Here is a 21,697-nt window from a genome sequence, read left to right on the forward strand (position 1 = left end):
GAATGTATATAACCAAGCAGAAAAATAAATATGAAGCGATTTTATAAAAGGGTGGAAACAGGACCTGTCGATGACGGGTTTACAGTTTTTCTGGATGGTCGTCCGATTAAGACGCCAGCCAAGGAAAAATTGATCCTGCCCAATTCAGATCTAGCAGATGAAATTGCTTCGGAATGGGATGCGCAAGCGGAAAAGGTTGATCCATTTTCGATGCCTTCCATGCGCTATGCGGCAACAGCAATTGACCGGGTAACTCCGCAGAGGGACAAGGTGATTTCAGAAATCTCCGGTTTTGGGGAGACGGATCTCTTGTGCTATCGGGCAACCTACCCGGAACAGCTAGTTGATCGTCAGAGTAAAGCCTGGGATCCTTGGCTTGAATGGTTGGCAAACACGCACGGGGTTCGCTTGAACGTTACCTCAGGTGTTGGTTATGTTCAGCAGTATCCTTCAGCCCTTAAGAAAATGTCGGATATTGTGGCGTCTCAGACTGATTTACATTTAGCAGCTTTGCATGATGTGGTAAGCCTGACAGGCTCGCTTGTCCTGACTTTGGCTGCGCTGGATCAAAAGCTGGATGCTGACCAGGCGTTTGACATAAGTGAACTGGATGAAACCCATGTTATTGAACAATGGGGTGAGGATGCTGAACAGACCAAGCGAAGAAAGAACAATAAGTTGAGCTTGACTGCAGCAATACGATTTTTGGAGCTATGTGACCGGTGAGGGTCGCCCAACGGGATTGGGAAACTTCGGGGAGAAGACATGCAAGATATTATCCAACAACTGGAAGAGAAACGGGCGAAAGCTCGATTGGGTGGGGGGCAGCGCCGGATAGACGCGCAGCATTCCAAAGGAAAGCTGACAGCTCGTGAGCGGATTGAATTTCTGCTGGACGATGGCTCCTTCGAAGAATGGGACATGTTTGTCGAGCATCGCTGTACTGAGTTTGGTATGGAAAATGAAGTGGTGACCGGTGAAGGTGTTATCACTGGACATGGAACCATCAACGGCAAGCTCGTTTTCGTTTTCTCTCAGGACTTCACAGTATTTGGCGGTTCACTCTCTGAATATCACGCGAAAAAAATCTGTAAAGTCATGGATAAAGCCGTGCAAGTTGGCGCACCAATCATTGGCCTTAATGATTCTGGCGGCGCGCGAATTCAGGAAGGTATTGATAGTCTTGCTGGATACGCAGAAGTCTTTCAGCGGAACGTAATGGCCTCTGGTGTTATCCCTCAGATCTCAGTGATCATGGGACCTTGCGCTGGTGGTGCTGTGTATTCCCCGGCAATGACAGATTTTATCTTTATGGTGCGGGATAGCTCCTACATGTTTGTAACCGGTCCTGACGTTGTGAAAACAGTAACTAATGAGACTGTCACAGCGGAAGAGCTTGGTGGTGCAGGTACGCATACCAGCAAATCCTCAGTTGCGGATAACGCATATGACAATGATGTTGAGGCACTGACCGAGGTTCGCCGCCTTGTGGACATGCTGCCAGCATCCAATCGGGAGCAATCTCCAGTTCGGGAAAGCTTTGATAATGCTGACCGTAAAGAAATGTCACTGGACACACTGGTTCCGCCAAATGCCAACAAGCCGTATGACATGATGGAGCTGATCGAGAAATTGGCTGACGAAGGTGATTTCTTCGAGATCCAACCTAATTTTGCAAAAAACATTCTGACTGGATTTGCCCGGATTGAAGGACAAACAGTAGGTATCGTTGCAAATCAGCCAATGGTGCTGGCTGGCTGTCTGGATATCGATAGTTCCCGAAAGGCAGCACGTTTCGTTCGGTTCTGCGACTGCTTTAACATTCCGATCGTGACTTTAGTGGATGTACCAGGCTTCCTGCCAGGTACCGCTCAGGAATATGGCGGGATCATCAAGCATGGCGCAAAGCTGCTATATGCATATGCCGAAGCAACGGTTCCAAAAGTGACTGTGATTACCCGTAAAGCTTACGGTGGGGCCTACGACGTTATGGCGTCCAAGCATCTTCGGGGTGACGTGAACTATGCATGGCCATCTGCTGAAATCGCCGTGATGGGTGCAAAAGGGGCTGTTGAGATCATTTTTCGCTCAGAGATTGGGGATGATGAAAAAATCAAACAGCGCACCGATAATTATCAGGAACGGTTTGCGAACCCATTTATCGCCGGGCATCGTGGCTTTATTGATGATGTGATTATGCCAAATAATACACGTCACCGTGTGGCAGGTTCCTTGCGTATGCTGAAAAACAAAAAACTGGAAAATCCGTGGAAGAAACACGGCAATATTCCGCTTTAAGGTGAGGGGAGAGAAAAGAATGTTTAAGAAAATCCTGATCGCCAATCGTGGTGAAATTGCTTGTCGTGTCATTCGCTCCGCGCAGAAGATGGGCATTAAAACCGTAGCGGTTTATTCAGAAGCTGATGATGGCGCCATGCACATGCAGATGGCAGATGAGGCCGTTTTTATCGGTGCGCCAGCAGCAGCTGAAAGCTATCTTGTTATTGATAAGATCATTGATGCTTGTAAGCAAACTGGTGCTGAAGCCGTTCATCCAGGCTATGGATTCTTGTCTGAAAATCAGGCGTTTGCTGATGCTTTGGCCAAAGCAGATATCGCGTTTATTGGCCCCGGCAAAAAAGCGATTGCCTCTATGGGTGACAAGATTGAGTCCAAAAAACTCGCCCATGCAGCCGGTGTCAACACTGTGCCTGGTCATATGGATCTCATCGACGATGCCGATCACGCTGTCAAAATTTCCTCAGAAATTGGTTATCCTGTCATGATTAAGGCCTCCGCTGGTGGTGGTGGTAAGGGTATGAGGGTTGCCTTTAATGATGAAGAAGCCCGTGAAGGTTTCCAGTCAGCCAAGAATGAGGCGATTTCCAGTTTTGGTGATGACCGGATCTTTATCGAAAAGTTCGTTTTGGATCCGCGCCATATCGAAATTCAGGTTCTGGCCGATAAACATGGAAACTGCATTTATCTGGGTGAGCGGGAATGTTCCATTCAACGTCGCCATCAGAAAGTGATTGAAGAGGCGCCAAGTCCGTTTCTCGATGAAGAATTGCGCAAAGCCATGGGTGAACAGGCTGTCGCATTGGCTAAGGAGGTGGACTACCACTCCGCCGGTACCGTTGAGTTTATCGTTGGCAGTGACCGCAATTTCTATTTCCTTGAAATGAACACGCGTTTGCAGGTGGAGCATCCAGTTACCGAACTGGTAACCGGTGTTGACCTTGTCGAGCAAATGATCCGGGTAGCGAATGGGGAAGAGCTGACCCTGAAGCAAGAAGATGTGAAGCTGACAGGTTGGGCTATTGAAAGCCGCCTTTATGCTGAAGATCCTTACCGCGGTTTCTTGCCATCAATTGGACGGTTAAGCCGGTACAATGCGCCTGAAGGGGATGCTGTCCGGGTGGATACGGGTGTGACAGAAGGTTCTGAAATCACCATGTTCTATGATCCAATGATTGCCAAGCTCTGCACATACGGTGAGGATCGTCAGACCGCCATTGACGCGATGATTAAAGCCCTGAATGCCTATGAGGTTAAAGGTATTGCACACAACATCAATTTCTTGAATGCGGTTTGCAATCATCCTCGTTTCCAGGAAGGTCGTCTCACTACAGGTTTCATCGCTGAGGAATATCCGGAAGGGTTTCACGGTGTTGATTTGAGTAGTGACGATTACGAAACAGCCATCGCGATTGCGGTATTGGTGGAATTAAGAAGCCAGGCCCGTAACTTCGAGAATGTCGCTAGCTCGCTTGGAGCCGACTGGGTTGTAAGCGAAGGTCTTGAAAGACATACTGAGGTTCAAGTCCAAGATCAGGCAAACGGTTTGGAAGTCAAATTTGGCTCGAAGCTTCTTGCTGTCCGCTCTGATTGGGCACCGGGCATGCGCCGGGTGACGGCTGATGTAAATGGGGAAGAGGTTGTTGCCTTGATCCAACGCAGCAAGGGAGCCGTTGAAGTCACTTACAAAGGCTCTGTAATTAGTTTGGCTGTTCGTAAACCTCGGATGGCAGAGCTTGCTCAACTGATGCCAGTTAAAGAAGCGCCTGACCTATCCAAATTCCTGCTATGTCCGATGCCAGGGATGATTGTCTCGGTCAATGTTGAAGAAGGGGATGAGGTCAAAGCGGGTCATCCACTTGCCGTCGTCGAAGCGATGAAAATGGAAAATATTCTTCGTGCTGAACAGGACGGCGTTGTTTCAGCTGTTAAGGCAAAAGCAGGTGATACGCTTGCCGTTGACGAAGTGATCCTAGAGTTCGAATAGGATTATGTGATGATTGCTGTTCACGCCAGAATAACCGGCCGCGTGCAAGGGGTAGGTTATCGGGCGTGGACAGTCGATACCGCTCGAAAATTGGGTGTCACGGGCTGGGTCCGCAACCGTCTTGACGGTTCTGTCGAGGCTGTTTTTCAGGGCGGTGAAGATCGTCTCCTGAAGATGCAGGAAAAATGCTGGGATGGGCCGTTGCTCGCCCGTGTGAAAGACATTCAGACTAAGTCAGTGGGCGTTGATGAGAGCCTTAGAGGATTTGAGGCAAGATCGACCCTTTAAGTCCATCTTCCAGAAACACTTTTTCAAAACTGTTGCGCAACTCAATGTCAAACTCAGGCAAAGAGACGGGGATTCCCTGATCCACAAGAGATGTGACGCCAAACTCAGAAATTCCGCATGGGACAATACCATCATAGTGGTTCAAATCAGGCTCCACATTGATGGAGATGCCATGAAAGCTAACCCAGCGCTTAACCCGAACACCGATTGCTGCGATTTTGTCCTCGCGCGATCCATTTGAGATCCAAACGCCGACACGCCCTTCGCGGATTTCACCCTTAATCTGATACTGAGCCAGAACATCAATTATCCAGGCTTCAAGATCCTGCACAAATGCCCGAATGTCAGATCCTCTTTTCTTTAGATCCAGCATGACATAAGCAATTCGCTGACCAGGTCCGTGGTAGGTATATTGCCCACCACGTCCAGCGTCATAAACCGGGAACTTATCCGGGCTAACCAAATCATCAGATTTGGCACTGGTTCCGGCCGTGTAAAGAGGCGGATGTTCCAGCAGCCAGATCATTTCCCGTGCAGTACCTTCCCGGATTGCGACGGCACGCTCTTCCATAAAAGCGAGGGCTTCCTCGTAGGGAACTAAGTTATCTGAAATTTTCCATTCGATCTCATGCATGGATGTCTTATAGCACTTGCGTTTAAAAAGGGGCAAAGTAGATATTGTTCAAGCGTTAAGAAAAATGTAACCATAAATGCGCGATAGTTGTCTGAGGTCACAAACTTTTAGGTGCCGGTATGGAAGATAAAGCAATCAAAGGCGTGGATGTTGAGATTTCGGTAGTGCTTGGTAAAGCCATTATGCCGATCCATCAGCTGCTGAAAATGGGTCGTGGTGCTGTTATTGAGCTGGATACTGGCGTTGATGACGATGCAATGGTACTCGCGAATAATAAACCCATCGCTTATGGTGAGATTATTGTGGTTGATGACAATATTGGTGTTTCAATCACCGACAAAATTGGCCTTAATCAACAGGATATTTAATCTCTTTTGTGTTCCAAAGGCACAATGGCGGGATAAAAAACCGCTCCTTCAAAAAATAATCAAATCTGCACTTGCTATGCTGGCAAGTATTTGATATTTCCCCTCTACCTCAAGCGGTCGTGGCGGAATTGGTAGACGCGCAGCGTTGAGGTCGCTGTCCGGTAACACGGGTGGAAGTTCGAGTCTTCTCGACCGCACCAAAAACCCCTCCTGGGAACAGGAGGGGTTTTTTGTTGCCCAACCACTTGGAAATATAATTATAAAAATCAAATAGTTAGATCATATTTCTATGTATTTTGGCATAGGTAACAATATATACATTTTTATCGATTAAACATGAACCCATTCACAGGAGCGGGTTTTGGTTTTTATGTTTAAAAAATTTTTTACATCTAATTTATTTAAAAAAGAGCAAGAAACTGCGGATCAGGAGATTGTTGCCTCACTGTTTTGGACGCCGCGTCGGGTGCTTGTCGCATTGGCAGTCCTATTGTCGGTTGCTCTCCTGGCGGGTCAGGTCAAGATCGCGGAAAAGTTTACGCAGTTTTCACTTCAGGTCTTTGAAGATAACGCCTCCGATACCCTTCGGTTTCTGGTAAATGACCGTATCAAACTTCAATATACGGACAAATTTACACCTCACGTTAAAAACTGGTCGCGTCACGAACCGCTTGTGAAGGCGGTAAAGGATGAAAATCCGGCTAATATGACCATTCAGGCAACAGCATTTCACAATGATGCAATCATTACGCGCCAGGAGTTCTTTCTGGTTACCGTGAATATTTTTGATAAAGATATGAAGAGAGTTGCAACCTCGGAAAAAGGCGAAGGGGAGTCGGTTACGTCTATTCCCCAGATTCAAGAGGTATTGCTGGCACGGGATAAGAAGCAAAGCCGTGTAACCGCTTCATACTATTGGAGAACTGAAAAAGGGGCACCTGTCCATAGTGTTATCGCACCAATTGGTGGATTTCGGCTCGCTGGGTTTATTGAAGTTGTAACGAACCCGCTTCCTCATCTGCTGGGGTTGGGCGAATATATGGATGGGGATCTGGTCTATCTGGACGTTAACGGAAATACTCTGCTTGAAGATGATTTCCGGCATTTTACCGGACAGGAGAGTGCTCCTGCTGAGGGCCAATCAGAAGGAACTCAATCGGTTTCTGAAGATGGTAGCCATATTTCAAGTTCAGAAGAGCCTGGCTTTCATCAGCTGAATACAATCGATATTGAAATCCCCAGTACAACTGGTGACACTTGGATGGTCGCCGAGCTGACCCGGGATGTGGGCTCTTTTACCGGTGAGACAACAGGACTTAGGAACTCTGCATTGCTTGGGATAGCTGGGGGAATTCTGATCGCCTGGATCGCGGGTTGGATCCTGTTGAACTTCACACTGTTTCGGAAAATTAGCCGCTTTTCAGACAGGCTAACGGAAATCAGTAGAGGTCATACAGACATCGATTTGCCTAAAGTCGGCCGTGATGAGTTCCTTCATATGGTTCGGGCTCTTGCCAGTCTTCGCAGCAGCGTTGAGGACAGTTTCCAGCTTCGGAACATGATAGAATGCAGTCATATCCCAACTGCCTTGGTTGGCTTGCAAGGTACAGTTTATTTTGTGAATGAAGCTGGTCGCAATGATATGAAAGGTCGAACCGGCGATGCATTGGATTCTAAGACCAAGATTTGGGATGTGATCGGCATTTCGCAGGAACGGGTAAGTGAGATTTCTGATGCAAATTTACTGCCCTTTAAAGATGTCATTTCTGTTGGACCACAAAAGTATGAAGTCTCGCTAGCAGCGGTACTAAATGCGGACGGGCAGCACAATCGCACTATGTTCACTTGGGAAGATGTGACGGAGCGCGAAAATATGGCCGCTGAAGTTGCAGAGCAGAAACAGCAGGCCGAAGCCAGAGCAGATCAGATTGCGGCGCAAAAAATGGCAGATGAAGCGGAAGCCGAGAGGGTTGCAGCGCTTATCCAAGCCTTTGATCGGGATATGACAGACACAATGGATGCTGTGAATACAGCGTCTGATAAAGTGCGTCTGACGGCAAACACTGTTGCTTCTATGATTGAGCAAACTCTTCATAAATCCAAAGAAATGGACCAAATATCCAAGGATACGGCTTCCAATGTTCAGATGGTGACTGAAGCAACCGTTACTTTAAACACATCTGTTGAAGAAATTCGGAAACAGGTTTCAACCTCGGCTGAAATCAGTAAGGAAGCGGTAACACATGCCGCCTCAACCTCTGAAACGATTAATGGTTTGGCTGAAACCGCGAATAAAATTGGTGAAGTTGTTGCCTTGATTGAAGATATTGCAAGTCAGACAAACTTATTGGCGCTGAATGCGACGATTGAAGCGGCCCGAGCTGGGGAAGCTGGTAAAGGCTTTGCAATTGTAGCCAGTGAAGTCAAAAACCTGGCTAGCCAAACAGAAAAGGCGACTGAAGAAATTTCGAAACAGATTTCTGACATTCAAGGGGCTACATCAATCACAGTGGACAAAGCATCAGAGATCACTCGCACCATTGAGAAAATCAACGCAGCGACGGAAACAATTGAGAGCGCTGTTGGAACCCAAGCTCAAACCATATCGGAAATTGGGGAGAGAGTGCGCTCAGCTGAGAATGCTTCATTGAATGTGAGTAGAACCATGACTGAAATTAGTGAAGAGGCTGAACGGACAGGTGGTGCTGCAGAAGAACAGCAAACCGCCACGACAAGCATGGTAGAGGATTTCCAGAAGATGCGATCTCAAATTCGGGATTTCTTATCCTCTATTCAGAAGAAAACTGCTTAAATCAACTATTCCGGCCAACCAATGCTGTGAAAACCCCGGCGCCCATGAGAAATGAGGCGCCGGTTTTGTTTAAGGAGTTCAATAGCCTTGGGTTCTGAAATTTGGCTCTGAAGCGATCCGTCAAGAAAACCCAGAGTGCGATATTGATTGCAGCCATGGTGACAAAGGTTGCTTCTAAAATGACAAATTGAATGAAGGCAGGTTCAGCCGGATCAATGAATTGCGGAATAAATGCGACGAAGAAGACAATCCCTTTTGGGTTCAGGGCCGTTACAATAAAGGCGTTCCAGAACATCTTGCCCAAAGACTGGGAACTGCCGGTTGAGGTAATCTCCCCAAGTTCCGGGCGGCTTTTCCAAAGTTTAAAGCCAAGCCAAACTAGATAGGCTGCCCCGACTAGTTTAAGTGCCGTAAATAAAGTTGCTGAGGCAGCCAGAACTGCGCCAGCCCCCAGCAAGGATGTGGTCATCGCGACGAAATCGCCAAGTGCGACACCTGGTATGGTGGCTAGCCCGGTCCTGCGTCCCTGGTTCATCGCATAACTTGTTATCAAAATGACAGTTGGGCCCGGTAAGGCCAGTAAAGCTGCGCTGGCGGCAACAAAAGCGATCCAGAGTTCCAAGGACATTATAGGCTTTCTTCTCAATTGATGTCTGCTTATCACTAAAGACAGATCATCGAGGGAGGTGCAAGCCCGTTCTTTTTGTCTCAGATCTGGGCCTATTCCTTGGCGATACCGGCGAGGGCCTGATCTTTCCAGAGCTCCTCTATGCGGGCATCGCGGCCGCAGTTATAGCGATAGAGTTTATAGCGGAGCGGGTTCTTTTTATAATAATCCTGATGGTATCCTTCCGCGTCCGTCCAGGGCCCTGCGTCTCGAATGGGGGTAACAATTGGATTAGGCAAGATTTCGGAAGCAACTAGCTTTGCTTTGGAGGCTTCTGCAATTAATTTCTGATCGTCTGATGTTGCGAAAATTGCTGTTGTGTAGGAATGGCCGCGATCGCAAAACTGTCCCCCTGCATCAGTCGGGTCAATAGATCGCCAGAAGATCTCAACCAGTTCAGAGTAGCTGATGATTTCCGGGTCGAATGAAATTCGAACGGCTTCGATATGCTTACCATGATTTCTATATGTTGGGTTCGCCATTGTCCCGCCTGTGTATCCAGAGACGGCAGTTTTTACACCTTTTACATGCTCAAAATCCTTTTCAACACACCAGAAGCAACCACCTGCAAAGATTGCGATTTCCTCAGCGGCTTTTGCGGGTAGAGACTGCAGGAGTGAGAACATCGCAATAGTTAAAAGCGTAAAAATGGACTTTTTAATCATAACGGCCCTTTCAAAAACTACTCCTAACCTAAGCCAGCTGATGACACCCGCAAGACACACTCTTACACAGTTTCGTGAAGGCGTGCAGAGGCGGCACGAATACATTGCATCATGATGCTGAGGGAGGTGTTTTCTTCAATATCCGCACGGGTGGTCAGGCCAACTGCTCCTTTGGTCTCTGATGTATCAATTGGCAAAACTGACATAAGGCCAGTTTCAAGGTCATGAGCAATAACGCCATGGGAGATAATCCAAACCCCATCGCTATCTCGGATGAATGCCCGGCCGAAGCTATCAGATACTGTTTCAATTTGGCTTGGAAGTTCCGGGATTCCATTAGCCAACAAAAACCGTTCGACAAATGGACGAATGACCGAGGCTTGTGTTGGCATCAGAATAGTGTAATTGCGAAGCTCGTTTAGTCGTAAATTCTTGTGCCTGAGTAGGGGATGACCTGACCGGACAGCAAAGCGCACCTGCTCGCTGTAAAGATGTTCAAAAGACAGACCTGTCATTTTTTCCGGAGAGGCAAGGCGCCCCACTACGATATCCAGTTCAGCATTCCGCAGTTGTTCAAGCAATACAGCGTTTTCCCCGGTGACGATCTTGACCTCATTTCCGACATTTTCAGTGAGGTAGAGCTGCATGGCCGCTGGCATAATCCGGGCAGATGTAGTTGGTAGGGCACCAATGCGAACCGGGGGTGCAGCGTTTAGAATTGCTTGGTTGACTGAGTCCACACCTTGCTGGATAGCCGCGACGCTCGCGCCGGCGTGCTTGAGAAACACTTCTCCCATTCGCCCCAATTTGATGCCGCGCCCATCTTTTTCAAAGAGTTTGACTTGCAGGATGTCTTCTAGTTCTCGAATGGTTTTGGTCACAGCGGGTTGGCTGATCGACAAAATTTCTGCCGCCTTGCCAACGCTCTTCTGGCGGGCGACCTCAATGAAAATAGATAAATGCCTGAACTTTATTGGAGGTTTGCTCATTTATAACCTTTTGGTTATTAGTTTCGCCAAATTAATCATTTTACCTTACAAAATCAATCTGTTTTCATTGGCTCAATAAAGGGAGGAAGCAAATGCAGTTTGTGGCGGTAAATGGCGTTACACTTCATTACAAGTTCGTTGATGCAGGGGCTGGCAAGCCTGTTATCGTTTTTGCCAACTCACTTGGAACAGACTTTCGGATTTGGGATGCAATCGTTGAAGGGATGTCTGGGAGTTGCTCATTTCTTCTCTATGACAAGCGAGGACACGGATTGTCTTCAGAGGGCTCTCCCCCTTACAAGATGGAAGATCATATTGCGGATGTAGAAGCGCTGATTGAGCATGTGGGCCTTCGAGATGTGTTAATTTGTGGTTTGTCCGTTGGAGGTATGATTGCGCAAGGAATAAGCCTTAAACGCCCCGATTTGATCAAGGCTGCTGTTCTTTGCGATACAGGGCATAAAATCGGAACGGCTGATATGTGGCAGGAACGGATTGCCGGGCTTGAAGCCGGCGGACTGGAGCCAATGGTCGATGCAATTATGGAGCGGTGGTTCACGGAAAGCTTTCGACGTGAGGATAATCCCGTGTTTCAGGGGTGTAAGTCGATGCTTGCTAGACAAAATTTAGGCGGATATATCGGTACCTGCCATGCCCTTCGAGATGCTGATTTCACCAATGAGCTGAGCAATTTAAAGATGCCGGTTCTATGTGTTGTTGGAGATCAAGATCTTTCTACTCCCCCTGAACTGGTCAGAGAACTTTGCGGACTGATTGAAGGGGCGGAGTTACTAGAGATTAAAGACGCAGGTCATATTCCTTGCGTTGAACAACCTGCTCAGTTGATTGCGGGTTTATCGTCATTCCTGCAAAAACATCTCAGTTGAGGAACATTAATATGGAAAAATCGGCAAAGTTCGAGACTGGCCGGAAAACTCGAATATCGGTTCTGGGGGAAGCACATGTGAAACGTGCTGAAGCGAACCAGACTGAGTTTGATCTTCCGTTTCAGGAATTGATCACTGAGGGTGCGTGGGGGGCTGTTTGGTCCCGCGATCAATGGACAAAGCGAGAGCGGTCAATGGTAACAATAGCACTGTTAGCGGGCCTCGGGCATTATGATGAGGTGGCGATGCATGTCAGGGCAGCAGAAAATACCGGCGCTACCCGTGACGATATTCGCGAGGCCATGCTCCATGTGGCTATTTATGCTGGTGTACCTGCAGCCAATAGTGCGATTAAGGTCGTCAAAGAGGTTTTCAAGAAGCTAGATGAGGAACGGGGTGCTTAACCATGTCTAATGAAAAGAAAGATAATGGAGCGTTCATGCAACGGGATCGGAACTGGCATCCCCCAGCATTTACGCCAACATATAAAACCAGTGTTCTGCGGTCTCCGCAAAAAGCTCTTCTATCGCTTGATAACACAGTGAGCGAAATGACTGGTCCAGTGTTTGGCCACAACCAGATTGGCGAGTTGGATAACGATCTAATTCTGAACTACGCCAAAAACGGTGAGATGCCAATCGGTGAGCGGATTGTCGTTCATGGCCGCGTGTTGGATGAACGGGGCAAACCGGTTCCGAATGTCCTAGTGGAGTTTTGGCAGGCAAATGCGGGTGGCCGATATCGGCATAAGAAAGAAACATATCTTGCACCACTTGATCCAAATTTCGGCGGCTGCGGGCGAGCCATTACGGATGATGCCGGGGCTTACTGTTTTCGGACTATCAAACCAGGCCCTTACCCCTGGCCGAATGGGGTGAATGACTGGCGTCCAGCGCATATTCATTTTTCAGTGTTCGGGCAGGGGTTTGCGCAGCGTCTTATCACTCAGATGTATTTTGAGGGCGATCCGCTTATCGCAAGATGTCCAATTGTAAATACCATTCCTGATCAGAAAGCGATTGATCAACTGATTGCACCTTTGGATATGGGAAATACCCTGCCAATGGATAGTCTCGCCTACAAGTTTGACATCGTCCTTCGGGGTCGGAGATCCACCATGTTTGAAAATCGGATGGAGGGGAACTAATGACACAGCCGCTTGATTATTTGAAAGAAACTCCATCCCAGACTGCAGGACCATATGTCCATATTGGTTGTACTCCAAATTTCTCGGGCATTGAGGGAGTCTTCGCTGAGGATTTGGGTGTCACAATGGTCAATGATTTGACCGAAGGTGAGCGGATCACGGTTCGCGGATCTGTTATTGATGGAAAAGGGGCCGCGTTGAAGGACGCGCTTGTTGAAATTTGGCAGGCAGATGCCAAAGGGCTGTACAATAGCCCCTTTGAAATGCGCGGTGCTGCTGATCCAAACTTCAGTGGCTGGGGGCGTTGCCCAGGGGCGATGGATACAGGTGAGTTTGTTTTTGAAACCATCAAACCCGGTTCGGTTCCTTTCAAGGATGGACGGCCGATGGCGCCTCACATCACATTTTGGATTGTGGCGCGGGGCATTAATCTTGGCCTACATACACGCATGTATTTTTCCGATGAGGACGAGGCGAATAAAGCAGATCCAATCCTTACCCGAATTGAGCATCAGAGCCGGGTTCCAACTTTGATTGCAAAGAAAACCGGATCGGAATACCGCTTTGATATCCACTTACAAGGTGATCAGGAAACCGTCTTTTTTGACATCTGAGTACGAAGCAATTGCAGTGGGAATTCTGAATGTCCATCTCCGTTTTTGATCATTCGTATCTTTCAGACCTGTTTTCGGGGGCAGATATCCTGCCTTTGTTTTCAGGGAATTCGGAAATTACGGAGATGGTCCGTTTTGAGAAGGAGCTCGCGCTGGCGGAAGGTGAGTGCGGCGTAATTCCGATGGACCATGCGGTTCAAATTAAAACAGTTTGCGAGAGTTTTGAGCCGGATATGGAAGCATTGCGGCAGGGAACTGCCTCTGATGGCGTGGTTGTTCCTGAATTGGTTCGAGAGCTTCGATCACTTTTGCCGGAAGAGATGAAATCCAGCCTGCATTTCGGGGCGACCAGTCAGGATGTGATTGACACTTCTTTGATCTTACGATTGTCAAAGGCGTTGAAAAAGATTGAAGTTCGGCTTGCTGCAAATGTTGGAGCCATAGAGCAGTTGAAATATCGATTTGGAGAGAACCAAATCAATGCTCGAACCCGGCTTCAGGTTGCGTATCCATTTTCGGCATCCCAGCGTTTAAATCAATGGGACGGCCCTTTGGTCGACGCTGTCGAACAGCTGGATGATCTCAGGGGAAAATTACTCCGTATCCAATTTGCGGGTGCGATAGGAAATTTACAGGATTTAGGTGATAAGGGGCCCAAAGTTAGAGCGCTACTGGCTGAGAAACTAGATCTAAAAGACCCAGGTGGAAGCTGGCACACAAATCGGTCGTCGATCCAGAGTTTGGCGAATTGGCTTCATTCCATAACGACTGCGCTTGGCAAAGCAGGCACAGATATTGCGTTAATGGCGATGAATGAGGTGGGTGAAGTTCGACTTGCAGGGGCAGGGGGCTCTTCTGCGATGCCTCACAAGCAGAACCCTGTTAAAGCTGAAACCCTTATCACGCTCGCAAAGTATAACGCGACCCTGGGTGGCGGGATTTCTGTGTCTAGTGTGCATGAGTTTGAGCGATCCGGTAGCAGTTGGACTTTAGAGTGGATGCTGATGCCACAAATGTTAGCTGCGACCTACTCATCACTAAATATTGCGGAGCGTTTGTTCGAAGATATTCAAGAGCTTGGTGCTAAGTCACCAAGGTAATCGGTGTCGCCAGTAGATGGATGTTTGTTAGAAGGAAGTTATAAGTCATGAAAACTCAGGTTGTCATTGTTGGTGGTGGTCCTTCAGGCCTTCTTCTGTCGCAACTGCTGCATTTAAATAATATCGATACAATTGTTCTGGAGCGGCAAACAGAAGACTATGTGTTGGGGCGTATCCGGGCTGGTGTCCTAGAGCAAGGACTGGTTGAACTGGCAAAAAAGGCAAACGTTAGTGATCGAATGATGCGGGAAGGCCAAATCCATGAAGGATTTGATATTTCTCAGCAGGGAACCAAGCATAATATAAATCTGAAAAAATTGACTGGCGGATCGACAGTTATGGTTTACGGGCAAACTGAACTGACCCGTGATCTCTATCAGGCGCGCCATCAAATGAACGGTCAAATAATTCACGAAGTCAGTGATGTTGAGTTAAACGACCTGAAAACAAATTCTCCTTTTTTAACTTACCGTAAGGATGGACAAGAATATCGGATTGACTGTGATTATATTGCTGGGTGCGACGGATTTCATGGAGTGAGCCGGCAGGCCATTCCGACAACTGTTCGGAGGGAGTATGAACGGGTGTACCCCTTTGGTTGGCTGGGTATTTTGTCCGAGACAGCTCCAGTTTCTCACGAGCTGATTTACTGTCAGCATGATCGTGGTTTCGCTCTTTGCTCCATGCGTAATCCGAAATTGAGCCGTTACTATATTCAATGTTCGCTGGATGATAGCCCGGAAAATTGGAGCGATGAGGCCTTTTGGGATGAGTTAAAGCGACGCATTCCAGAGGAGGATGCGGCTAAACTAGAGATGGGCCCCTCAATAGAAAAGAGTATCGCTCCATTACGCTCCTTTGTATCTGAACCTTTAACTTATGGTCGGTTATTCCTCGCTGGGGATGCAGGGCATATTGTCCCGCCAACCGGAGCGAAGGGGCTCAACCTCGCGGCATCAGATATTCACTATTTGTCAGAGGCATTGATTGCTTTTTATGAGCAAGGGTCGAGTGAAAAGTTGGATAGCTATTCACAAACTGCTTTGAAGCGAATTTGGAAAGCTATGCGGTTTTCCTGGTGGATGACCACACTGCTTCATAAATTTCCGGACTATAGTGAGTTTGATACCCATATCCAACGAACAGAGATTGAGTATCTGTTTTCTTCAGAGGCGGCTCAGAAATCTCTAGCAGAAAATTATGTAGGGCTACCTTACTAAACCAGATCAAATTCCTGATCTTTTGGCACGTTTGCCACAAGAATCCTATTAATGGCGCCGGATTGATGCTGCATCGGAAGTATCAAGCGGCACCATTTTGTCCGTTTGAAATCTCGAATAGAGGTATAGTGTTCCGAATAAATTGGCCATTTTCTTGAGAGCACGAGTGAATATTGGCAGATGGAGAGCTCTTTTTGGCCTCCTTTAAACTCAGTGACCCATTTTCCTGTCATTTCGGCGCCAAAGCGTTCAGCGATTGTTGAACCGTAAACACGGTAGCGAAAATCAGTTAAATCCTCATTTGGCTCCAGAAGCAGGATGTAGCCGATAGCTCTGTTTAAATCGATTGGATCTATCGTATCATAGATTGCGATTTCTTCGTCGCCACGAAGTTTCTGCCAGTAGTTCCATACTGTTTGATGGATTTCCAGCTTAAAGTCGTCCGCTGTCACATTGGTGACATCAAGCTTCGTGCATTTTAGATCTTTGATTTCAGGTGTTTGTAAATTTGCAATAAGGGTCTTCAGAGTTTCGTTTTCTGAAGTTTTGCCTGCGAAAAATTCGAATTTCATGTGATGCACGATTATTTATTAGTGTGTTCTGAATTGTATATTAGATCATGTATAGCTTAGTTGGTAGATAATATAAGGTAAAGGCTTACCTTTTCCTTTAGAATATGGGCTTGTCATGCTTGTTTTTTTCGGCATATTCAGTTCAATAACCGATTGCAGGGATTAAGGTTTCTTGGACCAAAGGAAAAGAAATGAAATCAGATTCATCTGAAAAAGCACTGGATTATCACAGGTATCCGAAGCCAGGAAAGCTGACCATAACCCCAACTAAACCGATGGAAACGCAATCGGACCTCTCGTTGGCCTACTCACCGGGAGTGGCCCATCCCTGTATGGCCATTAGTGAAGATCCTAACGAAGCAGCAAATCTAACCGCTAGAGGAAATCTTGTAGGTGTCGTTACAAATGGGACTGCTGTGCTGGGGCTTGGAGCGATCGGTCCCTTGGCATCGAAACCAGTTATGGAAGGGAAAGCCGTTCTATTTAAAAAGTTTGCCGGAATTGATGTTTTTGACATTGAACTGAATGAGAGGGATCCGGAGCGCTTAGTTGATATCATTTCCGCTATGGAGCCGACTTTTGGCGGTATCAATCTTGAAGATATCAAAGCGCCGGAATGTTTTATAGTTGAAAAGAAATGTCGGGAGAGGATGAACATCCCGGTTTTCCATGATGATCAGCATGGAACTGCCATTTGTGTGGCTGCTGCGGTTTATAATGCGTTACGTGTTGTCGGCAAAGATATCGGACAGGTTCGTCTGGCCGCCTGTGGCGCCGGTGCTGCCGCTCTCGCTTGTCTAAGGTTGTTGGTAAGTCTTGGGCTGCCCAAAGAAAATATTATCGTCAGTGATATTCATGGGGTTGTTTATAAGGGCCGAGAAATTGAGATGGACCCCTATAAATCTGACTTTGCGGTTGAGACAAATAAACGGGTTTTGGCCGAAGCTGTCGAAGGGGCGGATATCTTTCTTGGATGCTCTGGTCCCGGTGCCTTGACCAAAGAAATGGTGGCGACCATGGCAGAGCGTCCCATCATCATGGCTTTGGCAAATCCGACGCCGGAGATCCTGCCAGAAGAGGCAAAAGAAGTTCGTCCTGATGCCATAATTGCGACCGGGCGCTCTGACTATCCTAATCAGGTGAATAATGTCCTTTGTTTTCCTTACCTATTTCGGGGAGCGCTGGATGTCGGCGCGACCGAAATCAATGAGGAAATGAAACTAGCTGCGGTAAAAGCGATTGCCGATCTTGCGAAGGCTGAGCAGTCTGACATTGTTGCCAAGGCCTATGGCGGTGCTCAGCAGAGTTTTGGGCCAGAATATTTAATCCCGACCCCGTTCGATCCCCGGCTTTATGTGGAAGTTTCCTTTGCTGTCGCTAAAGCTGCGATGGAGAGTGGTGTTGCTAGTCGGCCGCTCGATGATCTCAAACATTATTATGAGCACCTCTCCAATTTCATCTACAGAACAAAATTTGTTATGCGCCCTCTGTTCGATCAGGCAAAAGCTGAATTGATGCGCGTCGCCTATGCTGAGGGTGAGGATGAACGAGTGCTTTCTGCAGTCCAAACTGTCGTGGATGAGGGGTTAGCCCGTCCGATCTTAGTAGGTCGACGTAAAGTCGTTGAGTTCCGTATCGAAAAAGCGGGGTTGCGGCTAAAAGAGGGTGAGCATTACGAGATTGTTGATCCCGAAGATGATCCGAGGTACAGAGAATACTGGACATCCTATCATGCCATTCGGGAGCGTGATGGTGTGGATCCAGATACAGCCCGAGCGCACATTAGAACTAACACAACAGTAATTGGTGCGATGATGGTGCATTTGGGGCATGCGGATGCACTTGTTTGTGGTACATATGGGAAATATTCCAAGCATTTCAGACGAGTACATGGAATTATCCCGCTCCGCGAAGGTGTACGGCATGCATCTGCATTGCATTTGGTGATATTGCAGGGGCGTCCACTTTTCTTCTCGGATACCCAGGTGCGTGAAGAGCATACGGTTGAAGAACTGGCTGAAATGGCGATTCTTGCCGCTGATGAAGTTAATCGCTTCGGTATTGAGCCCAAAGTAGCTTTGGTTTCCCATTCAAATTTTGGATCCTCTGACATCGCTTCTGCTCAAAAGGCAAAGGAAGCTTTGAGGCTAATACGAGAAATCGCGCCCGATCTAGAAATTGAGGGGGAAATGAAGGCCGATACGGCATTAGATCCGCAAATCCGAGAGGCCCTTTTCCCGAATTCCAAAATGAAAGGGGCTGCGAATTTGCTGATTATGCCTGATCTGGATTCTGCTAATATCGGTTATAATATTGCGAAATCAGTCGGAAATGGCATTGCAGTAGGTCCAATTTTGATCGGAATGTCGAAGTCCGTTCACATTACCGTTCCATCTGTTACGGTAAGGGGGCTGGTGAATATCACAGCGATTGCGGCCGTAGATGCCCAGTTTCATAAATCAGGGAAGATGATGACAGGTCCTGTTTCCCGAAAGCGAGCCGAATAGTTTAGAAAAGTTATGGTAGAGACTCAGGAAAAAGAAGAACTGAAAGAGGAAGTTGCTGTCGAGCGGGAAGACGAGACAGTTACCTATGGCCTTGTGGATGAAACAGTTCAACTTGTTCGTGAGTTTATCGATCAGGAAGATGTTGAAGCTGTTCGGGATCAGATCACAGGACTTCACTCTGCCGATATCGCCGACCTCATTGAATATCTGAAGCCAAAGCATCGAACGCAACTAATTGAATTTGCAGATGATTTAATTGATGCGGATGTGTACACGGATCTGGACGAGCAGGTTCGTGAAGAGCTCGTGGAGGATATGAATGCCTCCGAAATCGCAGAAATTGTCAATGATTTGGAAGTTGATGATGCGATTGAGGTCTTGCAGGACCTCGAGGAAGAAGATCAGCAAGAGGTTCTGAAGGGGCTGGCCGCCGAGGACCGGTTGGTCATTGAAGAAGGTCTTGGCTATGGAGAGGATACTGCCGGCCGGCTGATGCAGCGTGGCTTTATTGCGGTACCTGAATATTGGGATATTGGTCAGACTATCGATTATATGCGGGATACCGACGATCTTCCGACAGATTTTTATGAAGTTTATGTGGTGGATCCGCGGCATCATCCGATTGGGACCATTCCCCTTGATCATGCCATGCGCAGTCGTCGTCATGTCGCTGTTACTGATATTATGCGAAGAGAGCAGACCTTAATTCCGGTCGATATGGATCAGGAAGAGGTTGCCTATCTCTTTAAGCAGTACCGTTTGTCTTCTGCAGCTGTTGTCAATGATAACGGCGCTTTGATTGGTATGATCACGGTTGACGATGTTATGGATGTTATCAGTGAAGAAGCTGAAGAAGATATCCTGCGTCTGGGTGGTGTGGGTGAAGATGACCTTTTTGGCTCTATCCTCGATACCACGCGAACTCGGTTTACATGGCTGCTTGTCAACCTGTTCACAGCAATTTTGGCCTCTGTCGTCATTAGTTTCTTTGATGCGACCCTTGAGCGGGTGATCGCGTTGGCCGTTCTGATGCCGATCGTTGCAAGTATGGGCGGAAATGCCGGAACCCAAACATTGACTGTGGCGGTGAGGGCAATTGCAACCAAGGAGCTAACAGTCAGTAACATGCATCGGATTTTAGGCAAGGAGGCATTAGTCGCGTTTTTGAACGGCTGTGTTTTCGCCGTTCTTATCGGCCTGACTTCCTGGTTCTGGTTCTCTGACTATACCATTGGGTGGGTCATTGCTGTTGCCATGGTTGTAAATATGCTGGTTGCAGGTATCTCTGGTATGGCGATCCCAATAACTCTGGACCGCTATAATATTGACCCTGCTGTAGCCTCTAGCGTATTCGTGACAACAATAACGGACGTGATTGGCTTTGTGGCCTTCCTTGGGATTGCAAGCTTGGTTCTTATTTAGTTTATCTCGCCCATTCCAGATGTTGCGGCTCGCTAGGGCGTGAAATCCATTGGTGGCTGGTGGCAAACAGCCGGAATGATCTGTTGATCTCAGAGTCGTTTTCAGCGTTCCAAGTTAGGCCAAACTGTTTTGAAATACTTAATCCCTCAACTTGAATAAAGCTGATGTCATTAGATGCGAAGTTGTCCAGCATCATACAAAATCCCAAGCCCGCTTCGACAAGCGAAATTGCTTTTTGGTCTTCATCCGTTCTGAGAACGATGTGGGGTCTAACACCAGCCCGAGCGAATGTTCTTGTGACTTCTGTTTCTGTAATACAGTGACTGCGATGAACAAAATCCTGCCTATCCAGTTGCTTTAAGCTGACACTGTTTTTCCCTGAAAGTGGGTGTGATTTTGAAACAGCAAGCATGCATTTTGACGTGAACAAACGTTGATAATCGAGAAGCCCAGACGTTTCTGGTGGAATGGTAATTGCAACGTCGATCCTCCCTTCGTTCAGGAGATTTTCGAGCTGTTCTGTATTTCCCTCCTTCAAGGCAAGTTGAACTGTTGGGTGGGTTTTTCGAAAATCGGCTAGCAGACTACTGACATGGCTTATGGGTAGGACTCTGTGAATTCCGATTTGCAAACGCCTTGATTGAGGGCGGCCAACGGCTTCTTGTTTGGCTGCATTGCATTCATAAATGATGGATCTAGCTCGTGGTAGGAACCGATTGCCTGCTTCTGTCAGAGCAATGTCTCGTTTGCTGCGGTGAAATAAATCAACGCCCAGTTCCGTCTCAAGCTTTTTGATGCCAGCTGACAGGGTAGGTTGGCTAACAAATGCGCGCTCTGCAGCCCGAGAAAAGTTTCGGGTTTCAACAACGGCCAAAAAGTATCGCAGCTGGTATAAATCCATAATAATAGAAAATATCAATAATTCTGATTGAAATAAATGATTTTATCTATGTGAAGATATTTTTTATACTCCTATGAGAATTGGGGAAATCAAAAGAATTGTGTGAAAAGTCCGGCAAAGACCGGTCTTTCGAAAATGAGCTAAATGCCTGACTTCGAAGCCATAAATCCGAATTATCAAGCTGTTGTGTGCGATAGTTTTGAGCGCCAGCCATTTATGGCATTGGTGGGGGCTGAGATGAGTGCTTTAAAGCCAGGCTATTGTGAGCTCGTCACCACAAAGCGTCATGACCTCACGCAACAACACGGGTTCTTTCATGGCGGGCTTGTCGTCTCTCTCGCTGACAGTGCAGCCGGATATGCAGCTTATTCTCTTTTTCCAGAAAATAGTACTGTTCTGACGGTTGACCTAAAGACTAACTTTCTAAATCCATCTGATGGGGACGTGTTAAGGGCCGCGGCAACTGTAATTGGTTTCTCGGACGCCCTATATCATCTCAAGGCGGATGTGTATTCTGAAAAAGACGACAAGAATACCCTATGCTTGACCGGGGTGTTTACGATGATGTGTCTGAAAGGTCGATCCGATAATCAGAACATTATGCGAAACGGGTAGGCGA

21 protein-coding genes, 1 tRNA gene and 1 pseudogene are annotated in these 21,697 nt (G+C 47.4%); 17 read left to right on the plus strand and 6 right to left on the minus strand.

Translation table 11 applies throughout. The features are described from left to right. The first annotated feature begins 30 nt into the window (after positions 1-30). The 5 genes and pseudogenes from HH301_RS08895 to HH301_RS08910 all read left to right on the plus strand — a co-directional run bounded on the left by HH301_RS08895 (position 31) and on the right by HH301_RS08910 (position 4,573). Positions 31-726 (plus strand): ATP12 family chaperone protein, encoded by a 696-nt coding sequence (locus HH301_RS08895; RefSeq protein WP_169568547.1) that lies wholly within the window; start codon positions 31-33, stop codon positions 724-726. Positions 727-765: 39 nt separating this feature from the next. After that, on the plus strand, positions 766-2,298 hold the full coding sequence (locus tag HH301_RS08900; protein ID WP_169568548.1) for an acyl-CoA carboxylase subunit beta: 1,533 nt from the start codon (positions 766-768) through the stop codon (positions 2,296-2,298). Between the two features lie 19 nt (positions 2,299-2,317). Beyond that, positions 2,318-3,589, plus strand: a pseudogene (locus tag HH301_RS08905) (acetyl-CoA carboxylase biotin carboxylase subunit); the annotation flags it as partial. A gap of 87 nt (positions 3,590-3,676) precedes the next feature. Further along, positions 3,677-4,285, plus strand: coding sequence for a DUF2118 domain-containing protein (locus tag HH301_RS18005; RefSeq protein WP_476712900.1), 609 nt, complete (start codon positions 3,677-3,679; stop codon positions 4,283-4,285). Positions 4,286-4,294: 9 nt separating this feature from the next. Then, on the plus strand, positions 4,295-4,573 hold the full coding sequence (locus HH301_RS08910; RefSeq protein WP_169568550.1) for an acylphosphatase: 279 nt from the start codon (positions 4,295-4,297) through the stop codon (positions 4,571-4,573). Here HH301_RS08910 and lipB read toward each other — a convergent pair. After that, positions 4,542-5,207 carry a lipoyl(octanoyl) transferase LipB gene (gene lipB, locus HH301_RS08915; protein WP_169568551.1) on the minus strand — a complete coding sequence of 222 codons (666 nt, stop codon included), beginning with the start codon at positions 5,205-5,207 and terminating at the stop codon, positions 4,542-4,544. The two genes, HH301_RS08910 and lipB, sit on opposite strands and share 32 nt — an antisense overlap. Before the next feature lie 119 nt (positions 5,208-5,326). Here lipB and HH301_RS08920 point away from each other — a divergent pair, with 119 nt between their 5' ends. From HH301_RS08920 to HH301_RS17480, 3 genes are all read left to right on the plus strand, one after another. Beyond that, a complete protein-coding gene (locus HH301_RS08920; protein WP_169568552.1) occupies positions 5,327-5,575 on the plus strand; it encodes a FliM/FliN family flagellar motor switch protein in 249 nt (82 codons plus the stop codon). Positions 5,576-5,688: 113 nt separating this feature from the next. After that, positions 5,689-5,775: transfer RNA gene (locus HH301_RS08925), tRNA-Leu, on the plus strand. A gap of 170 nt (positions 5,776-5,945) precedes the next feature. After that, entirely contained in the window at positions 5,946-8,387 is a 2,442-nt protein-coding gene (locus HH301_RS17480) for a methyl-accepting chemotaxis protein (RefSeq protein ID WP_206378241.1), read from the plus strand. Between the two features lies 1 nt (position 8,388). Here HH301_RS17480 and HH301_RS08935 read toward each other — a convergent pair whose 3' ends face one another. From HH301_RS08935 to pcaQ, 3 genes are all read right to left on the minus strand, one after another. Beyond that, positions 8,389-9,015: a LysE family translocator gene (locus HH301_RS08935; protein ID WP_169568553.1), complete on the minus strand. Its 627-nt coding sequence runs from the start codon at positions 9,013-9,015 to the stop codon at positions 8,389-8,391. 92 nt (positions 9,016-9,107) lie between these two features. Then, positions 9,108-9,719: a peptide-methionine (S)-S-oxide reductase MsrA gene (msrA, locus tag HH301_RS08940; protein WP_169568554.1), complete on the minus strand. Its 612-nt coding sequence runs from the start codon at positions 9,717-9,719 to the stop codon at positions 9,108-9,110. Positions 9,720-9,781: 62 nt separating this feature from the next. Continuing rightward, positions 9,782-10,708: a pca operon transcription factor PcaQ gene (gene pcaQ / locus HH301_RS08945; RefSeq protein ID WP_169568555.1), complete on the minus strand. Its 927-nt coding sequence runs from the start codon at positions 10,706-10,708 to the stop codon at positions 9,782-9,784. 92 nt (positions 10,709-10,800) lie between these two features. On the opposite strand from pcaQ, the gene pcaD reads away from it, so the two are divergent. Genes pcaD through pobA form a run of 6 tightly spaced genes read left to right on the plus strand, consistent with a single transcriptional unit; the run spans position 10,801 to position 15,676 of the window. Continuing rightward, positions 10,801-11,595, plus strand: a complete 795-nt coding sequence (pcaD, locus tag HH301_RS08950; RefSeq protein ID WP_169568556.1) for a 3-oxoadipate enol-lactonase — start codon at positions 10,801-10,803, stop codon at positions 11,593-11,595. Positions 11,596-11,606: 11 nt separating this feature from the next. Then, the gene (gene pcaC / locus HH301_RS08955) at positions 11,607-11,999 is read left to right on the plus strand and encodes a 4-carboxymuconolactone decarboxylase (RefSeq protein WP_169568557.1); all 393 of its coding nucleotides are present in this window, start codon (positions 11,607-11,609) and stop codon (positions 11,997-11,999) included. Between the two features lie 2 nt (positions 12,000-12,001). Continuing rightward, on the plus strand, positions 12,002-12,742 hold the full coding sequence (gene pcaH, locus HH301_RS08960; protein ID WP_169568558.1) for a protocatechuate 3,4-dioxygenase subunit beta: 741 nt from the start codon (positions 12,002-12,004) through the stop codon (positions 12,740-12,742). After that, positions 12,742-13,356, plus strand: coding sequence for a protocatechuate 3,4-dioxygenase subunit alpha (gene pcaG / locus HH301_RS08965; protein ID WP_169568559.1), 615 nt, complete (start codon positions 12,742-12,744; stop codon positions 13,354-13,356). Before pcaH ends, pcaG begins: the two co-directional genes overlap by 1 nt. Before the next feature lie 29 nt (positions 13,357-13,385). Beyond that, complete coding sequence (locus HH301_RS08970) at positions 13,386-14,456, plus strand: 3-carboxy-cis,cis-muconate cycloisomerase (RefSeq protein WP_169568560.1); 1,071 nt, start codon at positions 13,386-13,388, stop codon at positions 14,454-14,456. Positions 14,457-14,503: 47 nt separating this feature from the next. Next, positions 14,504-15,676, plus strand: a complete 1,173-nt coding sequence (gene pobA, locus HH301_RS08975) for a 4-hydroxybenzoate 3-monooxygenase (protein ID WP_169568561.1) — start codon at positions 14,504-14,506, stop codon at positions 15,674-15,676. Here pobA and HH301_RS08980 read toward each other — a convergent pair. Then, positions 15,673-16,248: a PAS domain-containing protein gene (locus HH301_RS08980; protein ID WP_169568562.1), complete on the minus strand. Its 576-nt coding sequence runs from the start codon at positions 16,246-16,248 to the stop codon at positions 15,673-15,675. The genes pobA and HH301_RS08980 overlap by 4 nt on opposite strands. 191 nt (positions 16,249-16,439) lie before the next feature. On the opposite strand from HH301_RS08980, the gene HH301_RS08985 reads away from it, so the two are divergent. Both HH301_RS08985 and mgtE read left to right on the plus strand, forming a co-directional pair. Beyond that, positions 16,440-18,755: an NADP-dependent malic enzyme gene (locus tag HH301_RS08985; RefSeq protein ID WP_169568563.1), complete on the plus strand. Its 2,316-nt coding sequence runs from the start codon at positions 16,440-16,442 to the stop codon at positions 18,753-18,755. 12 nt (positions 18,756-18,767) lie between these two features. Continuing rightward, positions 18,768-20,177 carry a magnesium transporter gene (mgtE, locus tag HH301_RS08990; protein ID WP_169568564.1) on the plus strand — a complete coding sequence of 470 codons (1,410 nt, stop codon included), beginning with the start codon at positions 18,768-18,770 and terminating at the stop codon, positions 20,175-20,177. Between the two features lies 1 nt (position 20,178). Here mgtE and HH301_RS08995 read toward each other — a convergent pair whose 3' ends face one another. Continuing rightward, complete coding sequence (locus HH301_RS08995) at positions 20,179-21,078, minus strand: LysR family transcriptional regulator (RefSeq protein WP_169568565.1); 900 nt, start codon at positions 21,076-21,078, stop codon at positions 20,179-20,181. Between the two features lie 144 nt (positions 21,079-21,222). On the opposite strand from HH301_RS08995, the gene HH301_RS09000 reads away from it, so the two are divergent. Beyond that, positions 21,223-21,693 carry a PaaI family thioesterase gene (locus tag HH301_RS09000; protein ID WP_169568566.1) on the plus strand — a complete coding sequence of 157 codons (471 nt, stop codon included), beginning with the start codon at positions 21,223-21,225 and terminating at the stop codon, positions 21,691-21,693. Positions 21,694-21,697: the final 4 nt, after the last annotated feature.

It is taken from the genome of Sneathiella limimaris, assembly GCF_012932565.1.
GTDB classification, from domain to species: domain Bacteria; phylum Pseudomonadota; class Alphaproteobacteria; order Sneathiellales; family Sneathiellaceae; genus Sneathiella; species Sneathiella limimaris.

What these genes read in the sequence shown, in the direction of transcription:
- HH301_RS08895 (WP_169568547.1), top strand. Translation starts at nt 31, where the DNA reads ATGAAGCGATTTTATAAAAGGGTGGAAACAGGACCTGTCGATGACGGG.
- HH301_RS08900 (WP_169568548.1), top strand. Translation starts at nt 766, where the DNA reads ATGCAAGATATTATCCAACAACTGGAAGAGAAACGGGCGAAAGCTCGA.
- HH301_RS08910 (WP_169568550.1), top strand. Translation starts at nt 4,295, where the DNA reads ATGATTGCTGTTCACGCCAGAATAACCGGCCGCGTGCAAGGGGTAGGT.
- lipB (WP_169568551.1), bottom strand. Translation starts at nt 5,207, where the DNA reads ATGCATGAGATCGAATGGAAAATTTCAGATAACTTAGTTCCCTACGAG.
- HH301_RS08920 (WP_169568552.1), top strand. Translation starts at nt 5,327, where the DNA reads ATGGAAGATAAAGCAATCAAAGGCGTGGATGTTGAGATTTCGGTAGTG.
- HH301_RS17480 (WP_206378241.1), top strand. Translation starts at nt 5,946, where the DNA reads ATGTTTAAAAAATTTTTTACATCTAATTTATTTAAAAAAGAGCAAGAA.
- HH301_RS08935 (WP_169568553.1), bottom strand. Translation starts at nt 9,015, where the DNA reads ATGTCCTTGGAACTCTGGATCGCTTTTGTTGCCGCCAGCGCAGCTTTA.
- msrA (WP_169568554.1), bottom strand. Translation starts at nt 9,719, where the DNA reads ATGATTAAAAAGTCCATTTTTACGCTTTTAACTATTGCGATGTTCTCA.
- pcaQ (WP_169568555.1), bottom strand. Translation starts at nt 10,708, where the DNA reads ATGAGCAAACCTCCAATAAAGTTCAGGCATTTATCTATTTTCATTGAG.
- pcaD (WP_169568556.1), top strand. Translation starts at nt 10,801, where the DNA reads ATGCAGTTTGTGGCGGTAAATGGCGTTACACTTCATTACAAGTTCGTT.
- pcaC (WP_169568557.1), top strand. Translation starts at nt 11,607, where the DNA reads ATGGAAAAATCGGCAAAGTTCGAGACTGGCCGGAAAACTCGAATATCG.
- pcaH (WP_169568558.1), top strand. Translation starts at nt 12,002, where the DNA reads ATGTCTAATGAAAAGAAAGATAATGGAGCGTTCATGCAACGGGATCGG.
- pcaG (WP_169568559.1), top strand. Translation starts at nt 12,742, where the DNA reads ATGACACAGCCGCTTGATTATTTGAAAGAAACTCCATCCCAGACTGCA.
- HH301_RS08970 (WP_169568560.1), top strand. Translation starts at nt 13,386, where the DNA reads ATGTCCATCTCCGTTTTTGATCATTCGTATCTTTCAGACCTGTTTTCG.
- pobA (WP_169568561.1), top strand. Translation starts at nt 14,504, where the DNA reads ATGAAAACTCAGGTTGTCATTGTTGGTGGTGGTCCTTCAGGCCTTCTT.
- HH301_RS08980 (WP_169568562.1), bottom strand. Translation starts at nt 16,248, where the DNA reads ATGAAATTCGAATTTTTCGCAGGCAAAACTTCAGAAAACGAAACTCTG.
- HH301_RS08985 (WP_169568563.1), top strand. Translation starts at nt 16,440, where the DNA reads ATGAAATCAGATTCATCTGAAAAAGCACTGGATTATCACAGGTATCCG.
- mgtE (WP_169568564.1), top strand. Translation starts at nt 18,768, where the DNA reads ATGGTAGAGACTCAGGAAAAAGAAGAACTGAAAGAGGAAGTTGCTGTC.
- HH301_RS08995 (WP_169568565.1), bottom strand. Translation starts at nt 21,078, where the DNA reads ATGGATTTATACCAGCTGCGATACTTTTTGGCCGTTGTTGAAACCCGA.
- HH301_RS09000 (WP_169568566.1), top strand. Translation starts at nt 21,223, where the DNA reads ATGCCTGACTTCGAAGCCATAAATCCGAATTATCAAGCTGTTGTGTGC.